17 protein-coding genes and 6 pseudogenes are annotated in these 21,273 nt (G+C 67.0%); 15 read left to right on the top strand and 8 right to left on the bottom strand.

Features of this window, described 5'->3' with window-relative positions:
• Positions 1-180: 180 nt before the first annotated feature.
• Together FNH09_RS46735 and FNH09_RS20235 are read right to left on the bottom strand one after the other, a co-directional pair.
• The gene (locus FNH09_RS46735) at positions 181-321 is read right to left on the bottom strand and encodes a hypothetical protein (protein WP_156110826.1); all 141 of its coding nucleotides are present in this window, start codon (positions 319-321) and stop codon (positions 181-183) included.
• A gap of 552 nt (positions 322-873) precedes the next feature.
• Entirely contained in the window at positions 874-1,326 is a 453-nt protein-coding gene (locus FNH09_RS20235) for a DUF4352 domain-containing protein (protein WP_152889981.1), read from the bottom strand.
• Between the two features lie 353 nt (positions 1,327-1,679).
• Here FNH09_RS20235 and FNH09_RS20230 point away from each other — a divergent pair, with 353 nt between their 5' ends.
• Positions 1,680-2,225: a hypothetical protein gene (locus FNH09_RS20230; protein WP_152889979.1), complete on the top strand. Its 546-nt coding sequence runs from the start codon at positions 1,680-1,682 to the stop codon at positions 2,223-2,225.
• A 102-nt stretch (positions 2,226-2,327) separates the two neighbouring features.
• Positions 2,328-3,863, top strand: a pseudogene (locus FNH09_RS20225) (ISL3 family transposase).
• A gap of 200 nt (positions 3,864-4,063) precedes the next feature.
• Here FNH09_RS20225 and FNH09_RS20220 read toward each other — a convergent pair.
• The gene (locus FNH09_RS20220; protein ID WP_338017620.1) at positions 4,064-7,747 is read right to left on the bottom strand and encodes a S8 family serine peptidase; all 3,684 of its coding nucleotides are present in this window, start codon (positions 7,745-7,747) and stop codon (positions 4,064-4,066) included.
• Positions 7,748-8,040: 293 nt separating this feature from the next.
• A pseudogene (locus FNH09_RS20215) lies at positions 8,041-8,632 on the bottom strand (transposase family protein); the annotation flags it as partial.
• A gap of 43 nt (positions 8,633-8,675) precedes the next feature.
• Here FNH09_RS20215 and FNH09_RS20210 point away from each other — a divergent pair.
• From FNH09_RS20210 to FNH09_RS20160, 12 genes and pseudogenes are all read left to right on the top strand, one after another.
• Positions 8,676-9,005: a transposase gene (locus FNH09_RS20210; RefSeq protein ID WP_152889975.1), complete on the top strand. Its 330-nt coding sequence runs from the start codon at positions 8,676-8,678 to the stop codon at positions 9,003-9,005.
• Between the two features lie 83 nt (positions 9,006-9,088).
• Positions 9,089-9,334 (top strand): annotated as a pseudogene (locus FNH09_RS20205) (integrase core domain-containing protein); the annotation flags it as partial.
• 76 nt (positions 9,335-9,410) lie between these two features.
• Positions 9,411-9,533, top strand: a pseudogene (locus tag FNH09_RS50190) (IS3-like element ISAar24 family transposase); the annotation flags it as partial.
• A gap of 67 nt (positions 9,534-9,600) precedes the next feature.
• Positions 9,601-9,735, top strand: coding sequence for a hypothetical protein (locus FNH09_RS49535; protein ID WP_274390248.1), 135 nt, complete (start codon positions 9,601-9,603; stop codon positions 9,733-9,735).
• Positions 9,736-9,849: 114 nt separating this feature from the next.
• Complete coding sequence (locus tag FNH09_RS20195) at positions 9,850-10,182, top strand: hypothetical protein (RefSeq protein ID WP_238426862.1); 333 nt, start codon at positions 9,850-9,852, stop codon at positions 10,180-10,182.
• A gap of 95 nt (positions 10,183-10,277) precedes the next feature.
• Positions 10,278-10,527: pseudogene (locus tag FNH09_RS20190) on the top strand (IS256 family transposase); the annotation flags it as partial.
• A 412-nt stretch (positions 10,528-10,939) separates the two neighbouring features.
• Entirely contained in the window at positions 10,940-12,505 is a 1,566-nt protein-coding gene (locus tag FNH09_RS20185; RefSeq protein WP_162468847.1) for an ATP-binding protein, read from the top strand.
• The gene (locus FNH09_RS20180; protein WP_162468846.1) at positions 12,502-12,948 is read left to right on the top strand and encodes a roadblock/LC7 domain-containing protein; all 447 of its coding nucleotides are present in this window, start codon (positions 12,502-12,504) and stop codon (positions 12,946-12,948) included. The genes FNH09_RS20185 and FNH09_RS20180 overlap by 4 nt, the downstream gene beginning before the upstream one ends.
• Positions 12,945-13,304, top strand: coding sequence for a DUF742 domain-containing protein (locus FNH09_RS20175; RefSeq protein ID WP_152889973.1), 360 nt, complete (start codon positions 12,945-12,947; stop codon positions 13,302-13,304). The genes FNH09_RS20180 and FNH09_RS20175 overlap by 4 nt, the downstream gene beginning before the upstream one ends.
• Before the next feature lie 61 nt (positions 13,305-13,365).
• On the top strand, positions 13,366-13,914 hold the full coding sequence (locus FNH09_RS20170; protein ID WP_162468848.1) for an ATP/GTP-binding protein: 549 nt from the start codon (positions 13,366-13,368) through the stop codon (positions 13,912-13,914).
• Positions 13,911-15,260 carry a cytochrome P450 gene (locus tag FNH09_RS20165; RefSeq protein ID WP_152889971.1) on the top strand — a complete coding sequence of 450 codons (1,350 nt, stop codon included), beginning with the start codon at positions 13,911-13,913 and terminating at the stop codon, positions 15,258-15,260. The genes FNH09_RS20170 and FNH09_RS20165 overlap by 4 nt, the downstream gene beginning before the upstream one ends.
• A 62-nt stretch (positions 15,261-15,322) precedes the next feature.
• Complete coding sequence (locus FNH09_RS20160) at positions 15,323-16,570, top strand: cytochrome P450 family protein (RefSeq protein WP_238426850.1); 1,248 nt, start codon at positions 15,323-15,325, stop codon at positions 16,568-16,570.
• A gap of 820 nt (positions 16,571-17,390) precedes the next feature.
• Here FNH09_RS20160 and FNH09_RS20150 read toward each other — a convergent pair.
• From FNH09_RS20150 to FNH09_RS20135, 4 genes and pseudogenes are all read right to left on the bottom strand, one after another.
• On the bottom strand, positions 17,391-18,158 hold the full coding sequence (locus tag FNH09_RS20150; protein WP_152889969.1) for a transposase: 768 nt from the start codon (positions 18,156-18,158) through the stop codon (positions 17,391-17,393).
• 110 nt (positions 18,159-18,268) lie between these two features.
• On the bottom strand, positions 18,269-18,661 hold the full coding sequence (locus FNH09_RS20145) for a hypothetical protein (protein ID WP_152889967.1): 393 nt from the start codon (positions 18,659-18,661) through the stop codon (positions 18,269-18,271).
• 291 nt (positions 18,662-18,952) lie between these two features.
• A pseudogene (locus FNH09_RS20140) lies at positions 18,953-19,345 on the bottom strand (transposase); the annotation flags it as partial.
• 181 nt (positions 19,346-19,526) lie between these two features.
• Positions 19,527-20,366, bottom strand: coding sequence for a LuxR C-terminal-related transcriptional regulator (locus tag FNH09_RS20135; RefSeq protein ID WP_152889965.1), 840 nt, complete (start codon positions 20,364-20,366; stop codon positions 19,527-19,529).
• Between the two features lie 188 nt (positions 20,367-20,554).
• On the opposite strand from FNH09_RS20135, the gene FNH09_RS20130 reads away from it, so the two are divergent.
• A complete protein-coding gene (locus tag FNH09_RS20130; RefSeq protein ID WP_152889963.1) occupies positions 20,555-21,007 on the top strand; it encodes a MarR family winged helix-turn-helix transcriptional regulator in 453 nt (150 codons plus the stop codon).
• The last annotated feature ends 266 nt before the right edge of the window (positions 21,008-21,273 follow it).

The raw sequence follows: 21,273 nt of genomic DNA, 5'->3' as shown, positions 1-21,273 counted from the left end.
CTGCCCTCAGGGGTGGCGGAAGCCGCGCTCGGGGGCGCAGCTTCGGCGCCGCCGCCCAGAACCAAGGCACTCTATTCCCAGACGGTCTCCTGGCCGTCTTGGTATTGATCTCAGTTTTAGGGCGAGTGTGCGGGTCTCCGTCCCGGCTCGGGGAAACACGGGACGGAGACCCTGCCCTCATCATGCGCATCGGCCGGCGGTATCGGCGCGGGCTACGCGCACCGACTCGTGCAGCGCAGCCATCAGGTCCAGCATCCGGCCCAGCTCGCTCTCCGGTTGCAGGATCTTCGGTGGCGCCGTGTGTTCCCGCTTGGCTCCCATGACCTGCTCCAGGGCCTGGGTACAGGAATCGCGCAGGCACTGCTCGCCCCGGCGCCCACGAGTGGGCGCGCACGGCAGCCCCGCACCCCACAGCAGCAAGCTCGCGCGCCGCACAGCAACGCATTGCTACTCAAGCCTGCAAGGATGGCGCGATGAGCACCACTCGCCGCCTCCTGGCTACCGGTCCCCAGCCCAGCTCCCCTGCGCCGGACGCCGTCGTCCCACCGCGGGGCACCGCCGCCGAGCAGGCCGCCGCTCAGGCAACACTCACCCCTGTTGTTCCCGAGCCTCAGCAGGCGCCGAGCGGTCAACGGCGCCAACTCGGAGCAGGACCTGGCTCGACAAGCTGACTAACGAGATTCGGCAGTGCCCGCAACGCAGTCGGCACTGGCGCCGCCGGGCACCCACAGCCATTACGTGCGATACCCGTTCGCGGAGGGAACGACGCCGACGCCGCCCCACCGGCCGACAGCTCCTGGGCGCAGAGACGCACAGGAACGAACGGGCAAAGGCTCAGTACCGGAGGCCGCGGAGAGTGATGGTCGTCGGTGGTCAGTAGGGCAAGGCAACCTGAAACAAAGGGGTTTCACGGTAGACGGGATTGTAGATCGCATCCTCGGCGGTGTCGTAGAAGGTGGCCGTGCCGCCCCTCTCTCCCACGTCGAGGATGACGTTTCCTGTGGCCGACTGGCCGGGCTTGTACGCCGCGTCGAGGTGCGCCAGGCCGTTGGAGCTGCCGTAGGCGCTTGCTTCCACCGGGGCTACCCCCTTGGATTCCCACGTCACCTCGTCGGCGGAGAAATCCCCCATGGTGGTGCCCGTGTTCGTCACCGTGAGGCGGATCACCGCGTACTGCCCGATTGCTTCCTTGCTCGTGCCGACTTCGGCCGGCATGGGGTACTTCACGCTGATGACTGTGACTTTCCACCCCGTGCCGCAGGTCTTGAATGCGCCGCTCTGCCCGGGCCTCAGCATCGGCACGCGGACCGCGACCGTGCCGGCCACGGAGCCCTCGGATCCCGCCGAGGCAGCAGCCGGTGAGCCAGGCGCGGGGCACCTGGCTTCGTCGACGGCCGCGTGCTCCTGCGAACAGCCGCTCATGAGGGCGCAGAGAAGTACGGCAGATGCAGCCAGCATCACGGTACTGCGGACGCAATTGCGCATGGCCCCCCACACGGACAACAGACTTCACGGCACGAAGGTGCAACCGTAGGACACGGGCAGATCCCAAGGCGTCCGCCGACGCCGCACAGCCGCTGCTCTGCGAGGCTGACGTCGGCAAGCACCACCACGGCCGGATCCATTGGAGGCTTCCATCTGGGTGTGTGCGGCGACAGGAAGGCGGAGAATCCACGCCCATGAATACGGAACAGGCCTTTCGGCGCTTCGGCCCCCAGTTCGTCGTCGAACAGCGGCACCGTTACGGCAAGCGCCCGCCGGAGAACCGGATGCTCTCCTACGACCTGGCGGTACTGGACGAGTACGAGCCCTGGCGAATCTGGCTGGACGAGCAGCTCGATCTCCTGCCGCAGACCACTGCGGAGGCCTTCGCCACAAATCTGTGGCGCGACCAGAACTTCTGGCCCGACGTCATCGAGCTTGCCGCCGGTGCAGCGCTGCGTCGGCGAGGCTTTGCCGTGGAGTTTGAGCGGCGATGGGGGAACCTGACACCGGACTGGACCGTCGTCGGCGAGGACGCCACGCCGGTCGCCCTGGTCGAAGTCCTCACGCACAGCCCGCAGCAGGGAACATCCGCAAAGATCAAGGCGTGGCACGCCCTGGTCGAACGCCTCAAGCAGATCCCGGTCCCCGTCGTCTCGACGGTGGCCGGTGACCCCTCACGCCCGCTCGATACCCCCGATGCGCGCACCGCGAAGAGGATCGCCCAGGACCTGCGCCGGTGAAAGAGGCTCACTGTCAGTGGCGAACCGTAGGGAGTGTAAATCTAACGGCCCTGTCTCACATTCGGTGGTGACGCAGAGTCGTGAGGAGTCGTTGGTATCCGTGTGAAGAATATCAACGGGCTATTACAGACGCTGTTTTCAGGGCTGTCCCGGCTGGCCATCGAGGATGTGGTCGACGAGGGCGAGCGGGTCGTGGTGCGGGCACGGACTCCGCAGGGCACTGCGGTCTGTCCGGTGTGCGGGGCGCCGTCGGGACGGGTGCACGGCTATCACTGGAGGACGGTGGCCGACGTACCGGTCGACGGCCAGCGGGTGGTGGTCCGCGTATGAGTGCGGCGTCTGGTGTGTCCCACCCGCGGCTGCCGCCACACCGTCCGCGAACAGGTGCCCGGAGTGCTGGACCGATACCAGCGGCGTACGACCCGCCTGACCAGGCAAGTCGAGGCCGTGGTCAAGGAGTTGGCGGACCGGGCCGGGATACGTCTACTGGTGATACTGGCAGTGAGCCTGTCACGTCACACGGCCCTGCGCGCCCTGCTGAGGATGCCGTTGCCCACCGGCCGGGTGCCCCGTGTGATCGGCGTCGACGACTTCGCTCTGCGCCGGCGCCACCGCTACGCCACTGTGATCATCGACGCCGAGACCCATGAACGGATCGATGTGCTGCCCGACCGCACAACCGACACCCTGGAAGCATGGCTGCACGAGCATCCGGGCATCGAGGTCGTGTGCCGTGACGGCTCGGCGACCTATGCCGAGGCCATCCGCCGTGCCCTGCCTGACCCGGTGCAAGTCGGTGATCGCTGGCATTTATGGAAGAACCTGTGCGAAGCCGCCCTGAGCGAGGTGAAGGCACACAGTGCCTGCTGGGCCACCGTACTGGCCGCGCCGATCTACGACGGGCCCCGCGCCCAGAGCACCCTCGAACGCTGGCACCAGGTCCATGGCCTGCTCGACCAGGGCGTGGGCCTGCTCGAATGCGCCCGCCGCCTGCAACTGGCCCTGAACACCATCAAACGCTACGCCCGAGCAGACCGGCCCGAGCGCATGCTCCGCGTCCCCAAGTACCGTGCCAGCCTGGTCGATCCCTACCGCGAGCACCTGCGCAAACGTCGAACTGAAGACCCCGGCGTCCCCGTCCTGCACCTCTTCGAAGAGATCAAGGCCCTCGGCTTCACGGGCTGCCTGAACCTTCTGCACAAGTACATCAACCAAGGCCGCGCGGACGCCGACCGCAACCATGTCTCGCCACGTCGACTCGCCCGGATGCTGCCGACCAGGCCCGACAACCTCAAGGCCGAACAGCACGAGCTCCTGGCCAAGCTCACCGCCGCCTGCCCCGAGATGACCCAACTGGCCACAGGCATCAGGGACTTCGCCCCGCTCCTTACGCCGCACACCGACAACCCCGATGCGCTCACGCGCTGGATCACCCAAGTCCGAACAGCCGATCTACCCCACCTGCACACCTTTACCCGGGGCCTGGACCGGGACATCGACGCCGTGATCGCCGGTCTCACGCTTCCCTACAGCAACGGCCCCACCGAAGGCGTCAACACCAAGACCAAACGGATCGCGCGCCAGATGCACGGACGAGCAAGCTTCACCCTGCTCCGGCACCGCATCCTCCTCGGATAACAGCACGCTCCGTCACCACCGAATGTGAGACAGGGCTGTTAAATTGACACACCCGAGGCTGGACCCAAATGCGCGCCAGCCGCAGCTGCTTGCGAAGCGCCACCGCTAAGAGCCGGGGTGAGACCCCCTGGCCTGGCGCTGATGCACCACCGGGCGGGACCGCCGGCTGCGGCCCCGCCCGGAATGCTCATCTTGACTGGTCAGCGCAGACCGAAGGCGCGTTCGATTGTCTGGGAGACGGAGTTGCCGGCGTTGTCCCGGACGGTGACCCGGAGCGTGACGAAGCCCGCGGACCTCGGTGCGCTCAGGTTGGTCCGCCACCCGTTGCCGCTGCGGTCCAGACCGGACCGCAGCCAGTTCTTCCCGTCGTCGTAGGAGACCTCCACAGAGGGCTTCGCAATGGCGGCGCTCGTTCCAGGCAGGTGCGAGGGGGTCACCGCGAGTTCGGCATGCCGGTCAGCCCGGCCAGCCTTGTCGGTGTCCACCCCATAATCGAGCTGGATCAACGGCAGGGGCGCTTCCGCATCGGCTCCAGTGGCCGCGGAGGTGAAGTTCCACTCGGTCAGGGTGTGCGTTGAGTACGGGTTGGCCCAGGTTCCACGGTCGTTGTCGACCACCAGCCGGTAGGGCAGTCGCTCCGGGGCGAGCCCGGTGACCGGCAGGTACTCGGCGTTACCCCAGTTGAGCTGCCGGTCGCCCTGGTAGAGCGCCATCCAGTTCTTGACGTCGAAGTTCGAGCCGGCGTCGCCGATGTGGCCTGAACCCGAGTCACCCCAGCCCGGTGCCGGGATGGAGACTCCGTCGAGGTAACGGACGGGCTGGCTGGTCACCGGCCCCATACGCGGGCGCTGGATCGGCCCGAACCAGTTGACCTCGGCTGTCTTTCCGGCGTCGTACCGCAGAGCACCGATCGAATGCTGCCCGGTCTCGCCGTTGACGTAGGCGTTTTCCGTCCAGTCAACGCCGGAGGTGAGCCATTCGGTTCGGTCGCCCTGCGCGGGAGTCGGCAGCATGTTGCCCACGGCCCAGCCGTGCCAGACGTCGGCGCGGTACTCCAGCGCCTTGGCCTGCCGATAGTTGCGGAACGAGACGTCCGCCCGGGCCAGATCGCGCTGATTCACGCGCCAGGTCGGGTCCGCCGGAACGGCGCCGTTCCAGTGGTGCACCACGTCGTAGAGGTAGTCGGTGGTGGGGTGCGAGGTGACCTTCAGTGTGCCGGACCCCTGCTGGATCGCGGCGATCAGGTCGGTGCCCTGGTCGGCGTTGAGGGTCGCCACGGTCAACGGCGAGGGGCTCTCCGAGCTCCAGGGATTCTCGTCCCAGGGCTGCAGCCGTCCAGCGTCCTTGTTGACGACGACGAGCACCTGAGCGCCGGCCGCCGCGGCGGCCTCCGCCTGCGCCTTGATCCCTGCCGTGCCGGTGCCCCGCACTACCACGGCCTTGCCCCGCACGCCATGCCGGGCGAGCTCCTCGGCCGTACCGTCACCGGCGTAGACCGCAAGCAACGTCCGGGTGCCAGCCGACAGCGGCTTGGCTCCGCGCTTGACCAGCGGGTCGGCGTAGGTCCTCGATTTCGTGCTGAGGGTCAGCGCCGGCTGCTCGAGGCGGAAACGGGCACCGAACTCGAACTTGCCGTCAGTAACCTTCTTGCCGGTCGGGAGCGCCCAGATGCTGTCGTAGGTCTCGTTGGGCAGGATGGACGATTCGACCATGCTGTCAGCGAAAGACCGGTGGACGTCCAAGCGTGTCGCAGCCGGGGTGCTTGTCCGCGGGACGCGAGCCAGGACCTGACGGGTCTTCCGCCCGTCGAGGATCACGGTCCTGTCCTTGTCCAGCTTCACGTCGTTGAACTCCAGCAGCGCCATGCCCAGCGAGTGCGGGCCGTTGGCGCCCTGCACATCGGCGCTGAGCCAGCCGCTGTAGTTGCCCACGGGCAGCCGCGCCATTCCGGTGCCGGACGCGTCGAGGTCCATCACAGTGAAAAAACGCTCGGTGGTGAGGACGACCCGGCCGGCCAGCGGCTTGCCGGCACGGTCCTTGGCGACGACGGTCAGATTCTGGCGCTGACCCTCGCGAGCCGCGCCAATCAGCGTCCTGGCACGGACCGTTCCCGTGTCGTCAGTACCGGTGATCATGGCGCTGACCGACTGGTCTCCCGCCAACTTGTCCAGCGCCGCGGTCAGCGTGACCGTGGCAGTGGCATGCGCCGGCACCGTGACGTGGTCAGCGGAAAGGCTGAACAGCCTTTCCGGGACTGTGCCGTTGACCGCCAGATCAAGGTTGACCGGCGCGTCTCCGACGTTGGTGTACGTCACCTTCTGGACGTCGGTCTCTCCCGGCTCAAGGGGCCAAGCGTGCGAACCGGAGAAGGCACTGGCGGTCGCGAAGAGCGAGGTGTGGACGGCCGCCGACGCGTCCAGGCGACCAGCGCCCGCCTCGTACGGGGAGTACGACGGCGTGGCCTTGACGCTGCTGACCAGCGCCTCCTTCAACTGCAGGCCGGTCCAGTCCGGATGGGCGGCGGCCAGCAGTGCGGCAGCACCGGCGACATGCGGGGTCGCCATCGACGTGCCACTCATCGTGGTGTAGTAGCCCGAACCCCGGTTGTAGTGGGAGCGGGCGGCCAGGATGTCGACGCCGGGAGCGGTGATCTCGGGCTTCAGCCCCGAGTCGCCATCACGTGGGCCGGTGCTGGAGAAGTCGGCGAGCCGATCCGCGGAGTCCACAGCGCCGACGGTCAGCGCGGAGTCCGCAGCGCCGGGGCTCCCGATCGTGTGCGGGCCAGCGTTGCCCGCTGCGATCACGAACAACGCGCCCGTCTCGCGGCTGAGCCGGTCGACCGCCTGGCTCATGGGGTCGGTGTGGTCGCCGCCGCCGCCCAGGCTCATGCTGATGATCCTGGCTTTCTGGTCCCGGGCGGCCCACTCCATGCCCGCGATGATCCAGGACTCCTGGCCACTGCCCTCGCTGTTGAGTACCTTGCCGATGTTCAGGCGGACGCCGGGCGCCACGCCCCGCTCCTTGCCATCTGAGGCGCTGCCAGTGCCGGCGATCGTCGAGGCGACGTGAGAGCCATGGCCGTTGTAATCCAGGGCGTCCTGCTCGCCCGGGACGAAGCTGGCGCTGGTCTCGATCTGGTCCACGAGGTCGGGGTGTTCGGCGTCGACTCCGGTGTCGAGCACCGCGACCTTGACACCCTCGCCGGTGTTGCCCTGCGCCCAGACCTTGTCCGCGCCGATCTGCGCGGTGGAGTCTGCCAGGTCCGCCTTCACCTTGCCGTCGAGCCAGACCTTGGCGACACCGCCCGCGAAGGACGGGTTCGCCGACCTGGCTGCCGTACCGGCGCCTCCGGTCAGCGCCGACCAGAACGCTGAACCCTGCTTGCGGTTCTGCGTGACGGCCGCACTCTGGATGCTGTCCAGCCGGCGGACCACCGTCGAGCCTGCCACCTTCGGCTGCATCCGGGATCGGGCGGCAGCGTCGGTGTAGCTCACGATGAGCGGCAACCGGTTGGTGTGCGCGTCGTCGTACCCTTCGGCAATGAGCCGCGTCACATTGAAAAGCTGCTTGTCGAGCTTCCCGCCGCCAAGGTAAGGAAGGACAGCGTCGGGATAGACGTACGTCGCGCCGTCGATGACGGCACGGTGAAAGCTGGAGGTGGTGCCGTCCGCGCTTTCGAAAGACCGGACGACAGTGCCGTCGGCAGCGACGCCGATCGTCACCTTGTCGCCGGTGATCAGAGTGACGGTGTGTGTGCCGCCGCCAGTCGACGGTGGCGCGGTGCCAGCGGCTGTGGACACGGGACCGACCGGATCTGCGGATCCTGCGGCCGTGGCCGGTATGACCCCGAGTGCCAGGGCGGCGACCACGCCGAGCGAGATCACCCCGGGCCCGGGCCGGGGAATGTGAACCATGGGCAAGGAAGCTCCTCATGCGACGATCATGTTGCTAACGCGGGTGCAATTGCCCTATTGGATTTGGGAGTTGCCTGAGCCGCACCTGCCGATCGGCAGTTCCCGCATCCCGCGCCGCAGCGGCTTCAGCTCGAGAGGGCGAAGTGAGGGTTCAAGCTAGTTCACGACCTAACTGCATAGGCAAAAACTTGATCAAGATTGCCTTTTCCGTCAGACGCGCTGCCTGAACTGTCAATCTGAAATTCAATGAGCCTTTTCCAACCTCACGCTGACACGTGATGGAGGACGAGCACGGCCTGGACGATCGCGGTGATGCGGTTGGTACTGCAGCGGAGCTTCCGGGGGAGCCGCCAGCTCTTCAGCACCGCCATGGCCTGCTCCACCAAACAGCGGATCTTGGCGTGACTGCTGTTGTGCCGGCGCTTCCATCTCTTGAGCCGACGGCCTCGGAGCGGAACGCGGACGGGATGGCCAGCTCCCTGGTACGCCTTGTCCGCCCAGCACTTCAGCTTGGCCGCGGCGCGCCCATCGGTGATCCCGTGGGTCCGTGCGGCAGTCAGGTCGTGGACGGACCCGGGCAGGGCGGGGAACTCCCACAACAGCCGGCCGAACGGATCGGTGAGGACCTGGGCGTGCCTGCCGTTTCCCGCAGTAGTACGGGGTGTCGGCGGCGATTCGGTGGATCGGCAGGAGGGTGCCGCCCAGGATCACGAACGCCTTGGTCCGGATGGTCTTCATCGCCTCGGCCAGGGTCGGGGCGAGGGCGGCCAGGACGTCGTCTACCTCGCGTATATAGCGGCAAGCCGTCGCGATGCCGATGCGGAACCCGGCGGCGAGCTGAGCATCTGCCCCTCCCCTCGTAGCGGGGAGCCCGTGAGTGCAGGGGAAGTTGGGATTCATGGGGTCCAAGAAACAGCCGTACGACGCCGAGTTCCGTGAGGGCGCCGTTCGCATCGTGATCGAGACTGGGAAACCGGTCCCGGAGGTAGCCGAGGAACTCGGCATCAGCCCCGGCACCCTCCACAGCTGGGTCTCGCGCTGGCGCCGTAACGGAACGGCGTCGTCGGACCGGCCCGCGCAGACCGCGGCCGGCGGGCGGGTGCGCGAGGCCGAGCGCGTGGAACTGGAGCGGCCGCGGCATGAGATGAGCGAGAAGAACAAGCGCATCCGGAAGCTGGAGATGGAGCGCGATGTCCTCGAGCGATGCATGGTCCTCTGGGCGAAGTGACCGAGAACGCTCCGGAGGCGCTGGTCGCCTTCATCGGTAGCCAGAGGGCCGGGTACGGCGTCCCGCACCGGGTGGCCTGCCGGATGGCCGGCTCGATAGGAAGAGTCGGGGCGGCCGGCGACAACGCGGCCATGGAGTCATTCTTCAGCCTGCTGCAGAAGAACGTCCTCGACCGCCGGAGCTGGACCACTCGCGAGGAACTGCGGATCGCGATCGTGACCTGGATCGAGAGGACCTACCACCGGCGCCGCAGACAAGCCGCCCTCGGTTGGCTGACACCTGTCGAATTCGAGACCGTCATGACCACACCGGCCTTCCAGGCCGCGTGACCGAACCTGACCTGCCCCACCTCTCAGGTTCCAGTTCTGCTGGCTAACTGACGGCCTTCACGAAAGGCTGCCGGACATGCCCCGCGCCTACCCCGCTGAGTTCCGCGCCCGCGCCATCGCGTTGGTGCGGGCAGGAAATGAACAGAAGCAGACCGCCGTTGACCTCGGCATTCATCCGGTCACGTTGTCGAAGCAGTTGCCGCCACGGCCGACCGCGTTGGATCCGTACAAGCCGGTGATCGACGGGATGCTGCGGGCGGATCTGGATGCGCCGTGCAAGCAACTTCGGCGACGTGACCGTCCGGCTCGCGGGCGAGCTGCTGACCTGCTATTTGTTCTCCTTCCGTCTGTCCTACTCGGGCAAGGCCGTCCATCGCGTCTTTGCATCCTGCGGCCGATAGGCCTTCTTCGAAGGGCATGTGCATGCGCTTCGGACGCTGGCGGGTATGTGGGTGGCAACTCTTCCGCGATCTCGTGTTCCCGGTCAGGATGGTCGCTCCCGGCGAGGAGCTCAGATGGCCTGGCAGCCGGAGTTGGTACGAGGTGTCGATGCTGCAGGGAACCCAGCGGCATCGCCGGGTCACGCGTTGGTCGACGACTACCTGGAGTTCGTGGCGGCTCGCTGCCGGCCGAACACGCTGCTGGCCACCACCGACGACTTGAAGGTCTTCTTCCCAGCGGTGCCCAAGGAGCCGACAGATGTCGTCACCGCCGACGTCTTCGCGTTCATCACCGCGCAGAGGAAGCCGCGGCGAGGACCGAGGGTCGTCCGCCTCCAGGACGGTGAAGCGGGTCTGTCGGCACGGACCATCAAGCATCGCGGTGACCCCTGTGGCTGGGCACAATGAAGAACGCCGAGCTGACGCTGCGGGAGTTCGCCCTGCCGGTGGCAGCCGAAGACGCGGCGGTGACGTGTGTCGCCCAGCTCAAGCGCCGGTACGTCGAGGACCGGGAGGAACTGCTGGCGTTCTACGACTTCCCGGCCGAGCACTGGATCCACCTGCGGATCACGAACCCGATCTGGGTGTTGTACTTCTTCCACCGACCGGGGAGTAGCGGTGTTCAAGCTCGTCGAATCCGCCCAGGCCCGCTGGCGCGCAATCCGCGGAGCCCACCTCGTCGCCCCGGTCCGGACGGGCGCGAAGTTCGAGAACGGCATCCTCGTCGAACGAACAGAGGCCACAGCCGCCTGATCACACGGCACCCGAACCACAACTCTTGACAATTGCTCGTGACACATCGGTCGCTGCCGTAGACGCCATTCGACCGCTTTGAATCATGGCTGAATAGCCCCCCATGAGCACCTCTGCCTCAACGGGCATCCGATCTGCCCGCTAGACGTTCTCAGTACGTCATACCGCCGCATCGCGGGGTTCTATAGGCACGCCGACGCCATGCCTCCGGCTGAATATCCGGGATGCGAACGACGCCATTTCCGGCATCCCTGTGTGGCTGAAACAGATCGATGTCTAAATAATTCCGACCGGTTCGTCTACTCTCTGCATGGTCCCAAGCCCCCAAACGGGGGTTCGATGTGTCGTGAAAGGTTTCGCTTCTCGTGGCTGGCACCAGTGTCTGCAGGGTCATCAGGTCGGGACCACTGTGGTGAGCCGACCGGTAAGGAAGCCAGGACGTGACCCCGGTGCGAGCGCCGCCGTCGCCGGATGGGCCGTCACCCTGCTGGCCACCGCCGGTGTGGTGTGGGCCGTCGTCACCGCGGACGCCGAGTGGCACCGGGCCCTGACGGGAGCCTGCGCTGCGGCCGTCGTCCTGCTCATCGCCCGCGTACTGATCCTCACCCGGCGGCTGTCCGCCGAACGCGCGCACCGTGCCCGAGAGGCCGGGGTCGCCACCGCCCGGGGCACCGAGGTGGCGCATCTGGCCGCGGTACGCGTCCCGGCCATCGCCGAGCGACTGCACACCGGACAGCGACTGGAGGGTGTGCCGGGGCCGGTAGCGTCGCCGGAGGAGACCGGCGAGGAGTTCGCCCGGGCGCTGGATTCGGTCGTCGTGGCGCTCGGCTCGGACGCGGCCGTGCACCGCGAGCGTACCCTGCGCGACTCGGTGCAGGCCGCCTTCGAATCCGTGGCGCGCACCATGCATGTGATGGCGACCGTGCAGCAGCAGGTCCTGGACGAGGTGGAGCGCTCCATTGATGACCCCCGCCTGATGGCGGACGTGATGAAGGCCGACCACGCGGCCTCCCAGATGACCCGCAAGGCGCAGACACTTCTGGTGATGTGCGGAATCTGGCCCGCCCGTCGGGAGACCCGACCGGTCTCGCTCTACGACTGCGTACGGGGCGCCCAGTCCCGGATCGTGGAGTTCGGGCGGATCGAGGTGCACGGCGGACAGACCCTTTACGCGGTGCCGCCGGCGGTGGAGGGGCTGATGCACTCCGTCGCCGAACTGCTGGAGAACGCCACGGTGTTCTCACCGTCCAGCTCTCCCGTCGTCGTCAACGTGCGGGAGGTGGGCGCCGGTGCGGTCATCGAGATCGACGACGCCGGGCTCGGGATGCCGTCGGACGTCCTGCACCAGGCCCTCGGGCAGCTCCGCGACAACCTGGACCTGACCCGCCTGGGTGCGGTGCCCCGGCTCGGCCTGGCGTGTGTCGGGCGCTGGAGCCGGGAGCTGGGCTTCAGCGTGGAGCTGGGCGGAGCTTCGGCGTACGGCGGCACACGGGCGGTGATGTTCGTGCCGTTCCGGCTGCTGACCGAACCGCTGCCGAGACCCGCCGCACACCGCCGCCCGGCGGTCGAACCGGCCGAGCACGTCGGGCCCGTCGTGCCCGTCGTGCCCCTGGCAGACGCGCGCGACGACGCACCCGTAGCGGCCGGGCACACCGACGACGCACCCGAGCCAGCCGGCGCACCCGCCCCGGCGACGGCCGGTCTGCCCCGGCGGCACAGCCGGCGCGGCGCCGCCCGGGCCGCGACCGCCGCACGGAACTCGGCGCCCAACCCACAGCCCGATGCCGCGCCCGCCGAACCCTGGACGCCGGAGGCGGCACGCGCCTCGATCACCAGCGTGGTGTCCGGGACGCTGCGCGGCCGTGCGGCCGTCGACGCGGCCGTCGACGCGGACGGCGGCACCGACCCGGCACCGCCCCCGCACAGCGGACAGTCCCTGCCCAGCATCCCGACCGAGCACGCCGGAGGCCGACCGTGACCGGAACCATCACTCGACTCCCCGATCTGGGGTGGATGCTCCGCCCACTCACCGAGATTCCCGGCGTCCGGCACGCCGTGGTGGTGTCCGAGGACGGACTGCGTCTCGGGCACGCCTCCGCCGAGAACCTCTCGGGTCCGGTGGCCAGCCTGAGCGTCGCCGACGCCGAGTCGCTCTCGGCGGCCTGCGCGGCGATGACCATGACGGGCCGCTCCACCAGCGCGCTGCTGTTCGGGCGGGGTGCCGGGGCACGCCAGCTGATGCTGGAGACCGACCAGGGGTTTGTGCTGTTCACCCATGCCGGGGTGGGCGCCGACCTGGGGGTCGCCACCGATCTGAACGCCGACGTGGGCCTGGTGGCCCAGCAGATGCAGTTGCTGGTGGCGAAGATCGGCGCGCACCTGAGCAGCCTGCCCCGGGACGCGGCCGCCGCGACGTCATGACGGAGCGGCCTGAGGTACCGAGGGCCTCGGCGATCCGGCCGTATGTCATCACACGCGGCCGCGCGGAGTGCGAGGGCGAGCCGCTGGCCTGGGAATCCCTGGTGATGACGGCGGAGGCAGCGTTCCCCGCCGCCCTCCAGCCGGAGCACCGCGCCATCCTGGCGCACTGCGAGGGGCTCATCTCGGTCGCGGAGGTGGCCGCTCACCTCGGCCAGCCGCCGTCGGTCGCGCAGGTGCTGCTCTCCGATCTCTTCCGGTGGGGGCTGATCATGACCCGCCCACCCATCCCGCCGGCCGAACGCGCCGATGTGACCATGCTCAGAAAGGTCCTCAGTGGTCTCGAAAGCTCCCTCTGACACCCTGGCCGAGGCCGTTCCGCCGCCCGCCGGGGCCGGCGGGAAGTACCTCGACTCGAACGTGTCGGGCGCGGCGAAGATCCTGGTCGTCGGCCCGCTGGGAGTGGGCAAGACGACGCTGATCGGTACGGTGTCGGAGATCGAACCGCTCTCCACAGAGGCGCCGATGACCCAGGCGGGCGTCCGGGTCGACCCGGATGTGGACAGCGGCAAGAAAACCACCACGGTCGCCCTGGACTTCGGCAGGCTGACCATCGACGGCGACCTGGCCCTGTATCTGTTCGGTACGCCGGGCCAGCAGCGGTTCCTGCCGGCCTGGCAGGACCTGGCCAAGGGGGCACTCGGCGCGCTTGCACTGGTGGACGCCCGGGACCTGACGGCTTCTTTCGACGCTCTGGGCAATCTGGAGGACCTGGACCTACCCTTCGCGGTCGCCGTCAACGTCTTCCCACGCGGCCCTCGACACGACGCCGACGACATCCGTACGGCCCTCGATCTGCTGCCCGACACCCCGCTGGTGACCTGCGACGCACGGGACCGGGCTTCGTCGATCCGGGCGTTGATCACCCTGGTCCGCCACCTCATCCACGTCGCCACGGAGTCCTCATGAGCACGCCGCATCCCACGGCCGGGCCGGCCGTCAGCTGCCCTGTGACCGGTGCCCCCGGCACGGCGACCGCCCTGTACGGGCCCGGTCTCGACGGCAACACGATGCCCGCGCTGTACGAGGAACTGCGCACCACACACGGCCCGGTGGCACCGGTGTCCGTCGCTCCCAGCATCGACGCCTGGCTGGTCCTGGGCCACCGCGAACTGCTCCAGCTCACCCGCGAGGAACAAAACTTCTCACACGACCCGCGCCAGTGGAGCCAGCTGCGCGAAGGCCGGGTGCCGGCCAACTCGCCAATCCTGCCGATAGTCGGCTGGCGCCCCGCGCTTCTCTTCGCGGACGGGCAGCAACACCGCAGGATGCGCAACGCCGTCTCCGACGCGCTGGCCGGGATCAACGGACACGAGCTGCGCCGCATCGTCCGGGCCACCGCCGAGGCGCTGATCGCCGGATTCGCGGCGAACGGCGAGGCCGATCTCGTCGCCGCGTACGCGCGTACGCTGCCGATGCGGGTGATCGCCGAGCTGCTCGGGCTGGACGACCGGACCAGCCGGGAACTGGTGGAGGCGGTGGCGGGCCTCGTGTCCGCCACCAGCGGGGCGGTGGACGCCAGCCGCAGGATGGGCGCCATTCTGCAGGGGCTGATCGTGGAGAAGCGCCGGGTGAAGGGCGACGACATCGTCTCGGCGCTGCTGTACCACCCGGCGCGGCTCACCGATGAGGAGGTGCTGCACAACCTGGTGGTGATGTTCGTCGCAGGCAACCAGACCACGGTGAACTGGATCGCCACGGCGCTGCGCATCCTGCTCTGCGACCCTGCGCTGCGCTCCTCGCTGAGCGGCGGCCACCTCAGCGTGGACGACGCGCTCGACCTGGTCCTGTGGCGCTTCCCGCCCACCCAGAACTTCCCGGCCCGCTACGCCACCCGCGACATGAGGTTCGGCGGCCAGGACATTCGGGCGGGCGACATGCTGATCCTGGGGCTGGCCGCGGCCAACGCGGATCCGGAGGTCCTGCCGGCCGACGGCACCCCGGTGGTCGGCAACCGCTCCCATGTGGCGTTCGGCGCGGGCCCGCACACCTGTCCCGCCCAGGACCCGGCCCGGCTGATCACCCGGACCGCGGTCGACACGATCCGCCACCGCCTGCCCGACCTGGAACTGGCAGTCTCAGAGAGCGAGTTGGAGTGGATCAAGTCGCCCTGGAGCAAGGGACTGGGCACGCTGCCCGTGCGCTTCACCTCGCCGCAGTGGTCGCAGGGCCTGGTGCCCCCTCAGGTGGACGAGGCACCCGCCCCCGCGTGGCTGCACCGGAACGCGGTTCAGCCACAGGCCCGGCCGAACTGACCCGTTCGGAGTCCGCTCTTCCTCGGCTTGTCTCTCCTCCCCTCCGCAGACCTGGAGTCCTGTTGAACGCGTCACCGGTGAACTCCGCGGGCGACCGTCCGCATCGCCTGGACCCGGGGGGAGGTTGCCCGCACGCGGCCAACGCCCGCCTGCTGGCCCGGGGGACGGTCACCCCGGTGGTCCTCCCCGGCGAGGTGCAGGGAGTGGTGGTGCTGGGCCACGACGCGCTGAAGGAGTTCCTCGTACACCCCGACGTCGCCAAACACCCAGGGCACTTCACGGCGCTCCAAGCCGGGGAGATAGCCGATGGCTGGCCGCTGAAGACGTTCGCCACGGTGCAGGGGATGACGACCGCGGACGGCGCCGACCACCGGCGGCTGCGGTCGCTGACGAGCAAGGCGTTCACGGCCCGCCGGGTCGAGGAACTGCGGCCGTACGTAGTGGAGCTGACGTCTCGTCTGCTGGACGGCCTGGAGGCGGCCGCCACCGAGGACGGCGTCGTCGATCTGCGCACCCACTTCGCGCTGCCGCTGCCGATGGGCGTCATCTGCGAACTGCTGGGCGTGGACGAGTCCCACCACGACCGGCTGCACCACCTTTCCAACCAGATCGTGGCCACGAACATCAGTCCGGCCGAGGCGATGGCGGCCAACCAGGAGATGGCGAAGGTGCTGAGCGCGGTCGCGGCTGCTCGGACGGCCAATCCGGGGGACGACCTCACCAGCGCGATGATCGCTGCCCGTGAGGAGAGCGGCGACCGCTTCAGTCCGCATGAGCTGATCGGTACGCTGATGCTGACCGTCATCGCGGGGCACGAGACGACGCTGAACCTGATCACGAACGCCGTACGCGCGCTGTGTGCCCATCGGGACCAGCTCGAACTGGTCCTCTCCGGCGGGGCGAGCTGGGCGGACGTGGTGGAAGAGACCCTGCGCTGGGACAGTCCGGTCAGCTACTTCCCGTTCCGCTACCCGACCCGCGATCTGCGCCTGGACGGCACCGTGATCCCCCAAGGCACCCCGGTCCTCGCGGGGTACTCGGCGGCCGGCCGCGACACGCGGGCCTACGGCCCGGACGCGGAACACTTCGACATCACCCGCACCGGCAAGTCCCGCCATCTCTCCCTGGGACACGGCGCGCACTACTGCATGGGCGCACCCCTGGCGCGTCTGGAGAGCACCACGGCCCTGGAACAGCTCTTCACCCGATTCCCGGCCCTGGACCTCGCGATCCCGGAGCCGGAACTGCCGCGCCATCCCTCGTTCGTAGGGAACGGCGTGCAGAAGTTGCCGGTGCGGCTGCAGGGGTGAGGGAGCACCGCTTCCGGCCCGCAGGATTCGGCATGCCGCCCAGCATGGCCGTCAGGTCGCCCCTACTGAGCCTCCGGCACCTTGATTTCGGCTGGTCACGGGCCCTGGCGTGATGGTGGGTGGGGTTGTTCGGCCTGGTGGTGGGGCGGTGTCCACCATGAGGCAGATCCCCGGGAGTGGACACCGGGTTTCATGCGACGAGTGACAGCGTATTGCCAGCCTCGAAGAGACGCCCGAGCCCTGACCGGAACCGGCTGCGGAATCGTTCAGGCCGCGAAACCGACGTTGGTCACGTACTCGTACTGCCCCACTTGGAACCGAGGCCGATGACCTGCTCCACCCACGCGTCGCCCAGCTCCTGGTCCGCGCTGGCCACCCATAACTCACCAGCAGAAGCAGTACGTTCCTTCAGCGGATCCGGCACGAAACCTTCAGCATGTCCCTCACACTCACAGCACGCTCCAGTTCAACCAGCAACTCGCCCAACTGAAAAACTCGCGACGAAAACCAATGAAAACCAAATGCCGAACATCAGCCAGTGGCTCCAAACCTGATAACCACAGGCACGCCCAGTTGCGGGAGAAGTAACGCACCACTTCTCCCGCAACCAACCCGACCGGTTTCTATCACACCCTGCGTGCATGTTTCTGACGACAGAACAGCCATCGTCGTCAAAATCGAACGACTCAGCGGTCAGTCAGAAACCGAAGAGCCCTCTTCATCGAACCTGCCGACCGCCTTCCAATTCTTCCTGGACCAGAACGCGATCCCCGGTCAGAGTACTGAAGAACCCTAGAGGTTGTCCCGTATGAGATGTCGGTTATCCGGTGAGGGCCATGTTGTGGAGCCTGGCGATGCCGAGCATGGCCTGATGAACGCCGTTGCCCTTCAGTCGGCAGTCCCGCAGGATTTTCCAGTTCTTCAGTCGGGACAGGGCGTGCTCCACCCGGGCTCGCGCCCGGCGGTGGACGGCATTCTCCGCCTCCTGCTGTGGGCTCAGGTGCGTCTGACCTCGCCGTCTGCGGTGCGGGATGAGCAGGCCGGTGCCCTGGTAGCCGCCGTCGGCGATGGTCGGTGCACCCCGACAGGCCCGGTCGACGCCGGATTCGGTGAACGCCCGGCAGTCGTTGCGGCTGCCCGGCAGCGGCAGGCCTACCGCCACCACCAGGCGGCTGTTCGCGTCGATGACAACCTGCAGGTTCGTCGAGTACCGGTAGTTCTTGCTGGAAGCGGCGACAGCACGGTCGCGCGTAGGTACCAGGGTGCCGTCGACGATGTACACGGTGTCCTTGCGCGGCCGACGCGCCGGCGAGATCGCCAGCAGAGGTGCGAGGTGGTCCAGGATTCTGTCGGCCGCGGACTTCGACACCCCGAACAACGGCGCCACCTGCCGCAACGTGAGGTTCGTACGCCAATACGTCGCCACCAGCAGCACCCGGTCCTCCAGCGACAGCCGCCAGGGCCAGCCACGCTGCACGTCGCCACCACGGCGCCGCACCAACGCGACCAACCTGCCGAACTGCACCTCGCTCAGACCCGAGAACGGCTCGATCCACTTCGGATCACCTGCTGAGATCACCCCACCCATGCCCAGCCAACGCACCAACCGCCTCACCGGTTACGGGACAACCTCTAGACAGCTGAGCCCGAGCATGCAAGATCCCCGACTGAGTCAATCCATGTTACCGGCATTAAATCCTAGTACCGATGGAAGATGTACGGATACCAGCTATCACTGCTCGGCGAGACATAAAAATAGTCACTGGCTTTATAGTTGCCCGCATCGTCATACCAGTTGACTTGCATATCGCCCTTCCACCACCACGACTCGACGTCGTAAGCATTCATGCACCACTCCTCCGGATTTCCGTTGGCCTGGTACAACTTGAACGGCTGGATGAGATACTCGTCGTTCTGGTTATGACCGATGAGAACTGCGGATCTGTAATAATAGGTCCTTGCCGCGCATACACTGACCTGCTGGCCGTTCGTGGGACCGTTGGCCGAAGCACTGCCAGCTCCGGTCAACATGCCAACAATGGCGAGCACAGAGGCTGCTGCACTCAGCATAAATTTCCGCCGCAACGTCATAGAATACTTGACTCCTTCACAACAGCTACGCCTGGTCAGATCGTTACGGCTGACCATCTTCGGAGTCAAGTCGGGAACTAAGGAAAAGCCGTTCATACAGAAGCGCTGCCCGAGAATGCAGTTGATCCGTATTCCAGGTTTAGCCTCGATCGTTCATGAGTCCTCGTCGGTTTGCTGACGGGGACTCTGCGTTTGTGTGGTGCGGTCTTTTCGGGGCTGGGGCAGGGCGAGAGCCCGGCTCTCGCGTCGGATGGGCGCCGGGTGGGTCGTCGGGACGGTCGATGTGGCTGGTCAGCCAGGGTTTGGCAGGGAGTGGAGCCTGCCGATCGCGTGGGTGATGACGTTGCTCCAGGGCCATCGGGCGGGCAGGCGGATCCAGCGGCGACGGCCGGTGGTGATGAGCTGCGCTGCGGCGGAGAACAGCCGCAGCCGGAGCTTCTTGACCTCCCAGCGGCGGGCCTCGCCGGTCAGGGCGAGCATCGGCATCCAGGCGAGGACGTCGAGCGCGAGGGAGACGATCTCCAGCCAGACCCGGTTCTGCGCGGTGTCGTGCAGGGGGAGGTTGCGCAGGCCGGTGGCGCGGGCGCCTCGGATGCGGTCCTCGCAGCGGGCCCGTCTGCGGTGACGCAGCTCGAGGTCGGCGAGCTGGCCGCCTTTGGTGTTGGTCGCGAAGCAGGATGCACGCGAGCACCCCGTCGGGAAACAGAACAAACCTAACCTCGCGACAGCCACCACAGGCAGCAAAGCTGTATAAATGCCAAGCTTAGCTCAGCATTGAGGCCGACGTCCGCCAGGGCGTCGACGATGGCTTGGTGGACGATGGCGTATTGGCGAAAAGGAGCCGGTTGTCGGCGGTCTCCTCTGCTTAGAGAAGACCCCGTTGGAGGGCGAAGGCCACGGCATGCACCCTGTTACGCAGATCGCATCTTGTTATCACTTGATGAATGATGTTCTTGACGGTCCGCTCTGAATAGTGCAAGGCTGCCGCAATTTCTGAAGTATTGAACCCGGCCGCAAGCTGTCGCAGCACTGCGATCTCCCGAGCCGTAAGGGCGGCGGGTGTGTCGCCTTCATGCGAGTCCTGGTCTTTCCACCGCTGATCCCGGATTTGTTCGAGCAGACACCTCACCAGGGGCTGCGGCAGCGAGGCTCCACCGCGGGCTACAGCACTAAGCGCCCTGTCGATGTCTGTGAGTGTTACCCGTCTCCGGGGCACGAAAGCGGTAAGGCCGAGCTCCACGGCTCGGGCGAGTTGACTTGGAGTGGGACTGTTTGCGATGAGTACCAGCCGGGGAGGCTGGCCAGCGGACTCCTGTGCGTACTGTTCTGCCCTGGTGAAAATCTTGTCCGTAATCTCTGTGGCGATGATGAGCAGGATATCTGGACGTTCGACCGTGTCTGGCGTAAGCACATCCACATAGGCATGAGCTGTCAGGTAGGCAGTGACCCCTTCCTCGGTCAGTGGGTCTTCTGTCAGTACGATCACTTGTGTTTGGCGCGGCAGGCTGGAACCGCTCATCGAGAACACCTCTCCAAGTTCTTGAAGTTCTCGTTTCGAGAATATGCACGCCGAGATGCCGAAATTGGAAAAGTGAGTCTCGGGTCTCTTGGTCTTGTCAGGTCGTTGCGAATCTTCGCCATCCCGGGAAACCGATGGCGGCGTGCGCGCCTCCCCCATAGCGGCAAATCGGCCATAGTGCGTCACATGTGGGCGGTGGTCGACCGTCAGGGCGATGCCGATGGGGCTGGTTTTGGATCACGACTCGGGTGCGATTGGGGGTGATCACTGCTCGATCGGGGCGATCTTGATCGTCGCGGCTTCCCTCTGCTGCGCCGCAAGGCGTGGTATTGAAGTCGCCTTCAATATAGAAGCCGGCTGCTACAGTGTCAAATATGGACAATGATCACAGGGGCCTGGACAAAGAGCTTCCCCAGCCGGTGGAGTTCGGCCTCACCCTGAAGCGAGCCCTGCACCTGTTCACGATGCGGACCGATGAGGCCCTACGGCCAATCGATCTCAACCTCGGCCTATGGTCGGTGTTGCGCGAGTTGTCCCGCATGCCGGGAGCCTCAGCGTCAGAACTAGCCAGGGCTTCGTTCCATGCACCACAGACTCTGGGATCTCTGCTGCACCGACTGGAATCGCTGGGACTAGTGGTGCGCACCACCGGGCGCGGCCGGATCATTGAGAACCACTTGACAGAAGCGGGTCGGGAGGTTGTCAAGCAGGCGAACGCAACTGTCGAATGCATCATCAGCGAAGCCCTGAGCGTGTTCACCAAGGCAGACCGGGAGACCTTCGAGCGGTTGGCCACCAGTCTCGTGGCTGCTCTAAGCCGCCCTTGAAAGCGCACGGCTACGGGAAGTAGCACCGACATATAACCTACAACGTGTCAAAAGCCCTGACGGTCAGCGACTGAGCCGCGTGGGGCTGAGGTGACGGCCGACATGCGGACGCAGCGGTCGGCATTCCTCACCGACCAAGCCATGGCAGCCCTCGCCGACCGCGACCCGGCGCAACCCTCGCGCCGCCCCTGACGCTTGCCCTGACCGCTCCCGCCCGCGCACTGCGCCAAGCCCACCAGGACCTCACCTCAGCCTCACCTCACCAC

The sequence above is a fragment of the Streptomyces adustus genome, assembly GCF_009377175.1.
GTDB lineage: Bacteria > Actinomycetota > Actinomycetes > Streptomycetales > Streptomycetaceae > Streptomyces > Streptomyces adustus.
Note: the sequence above shows the minus strand (reverse complement) of the source record. Positions and strands in the feature narration are given on the sequence as shown.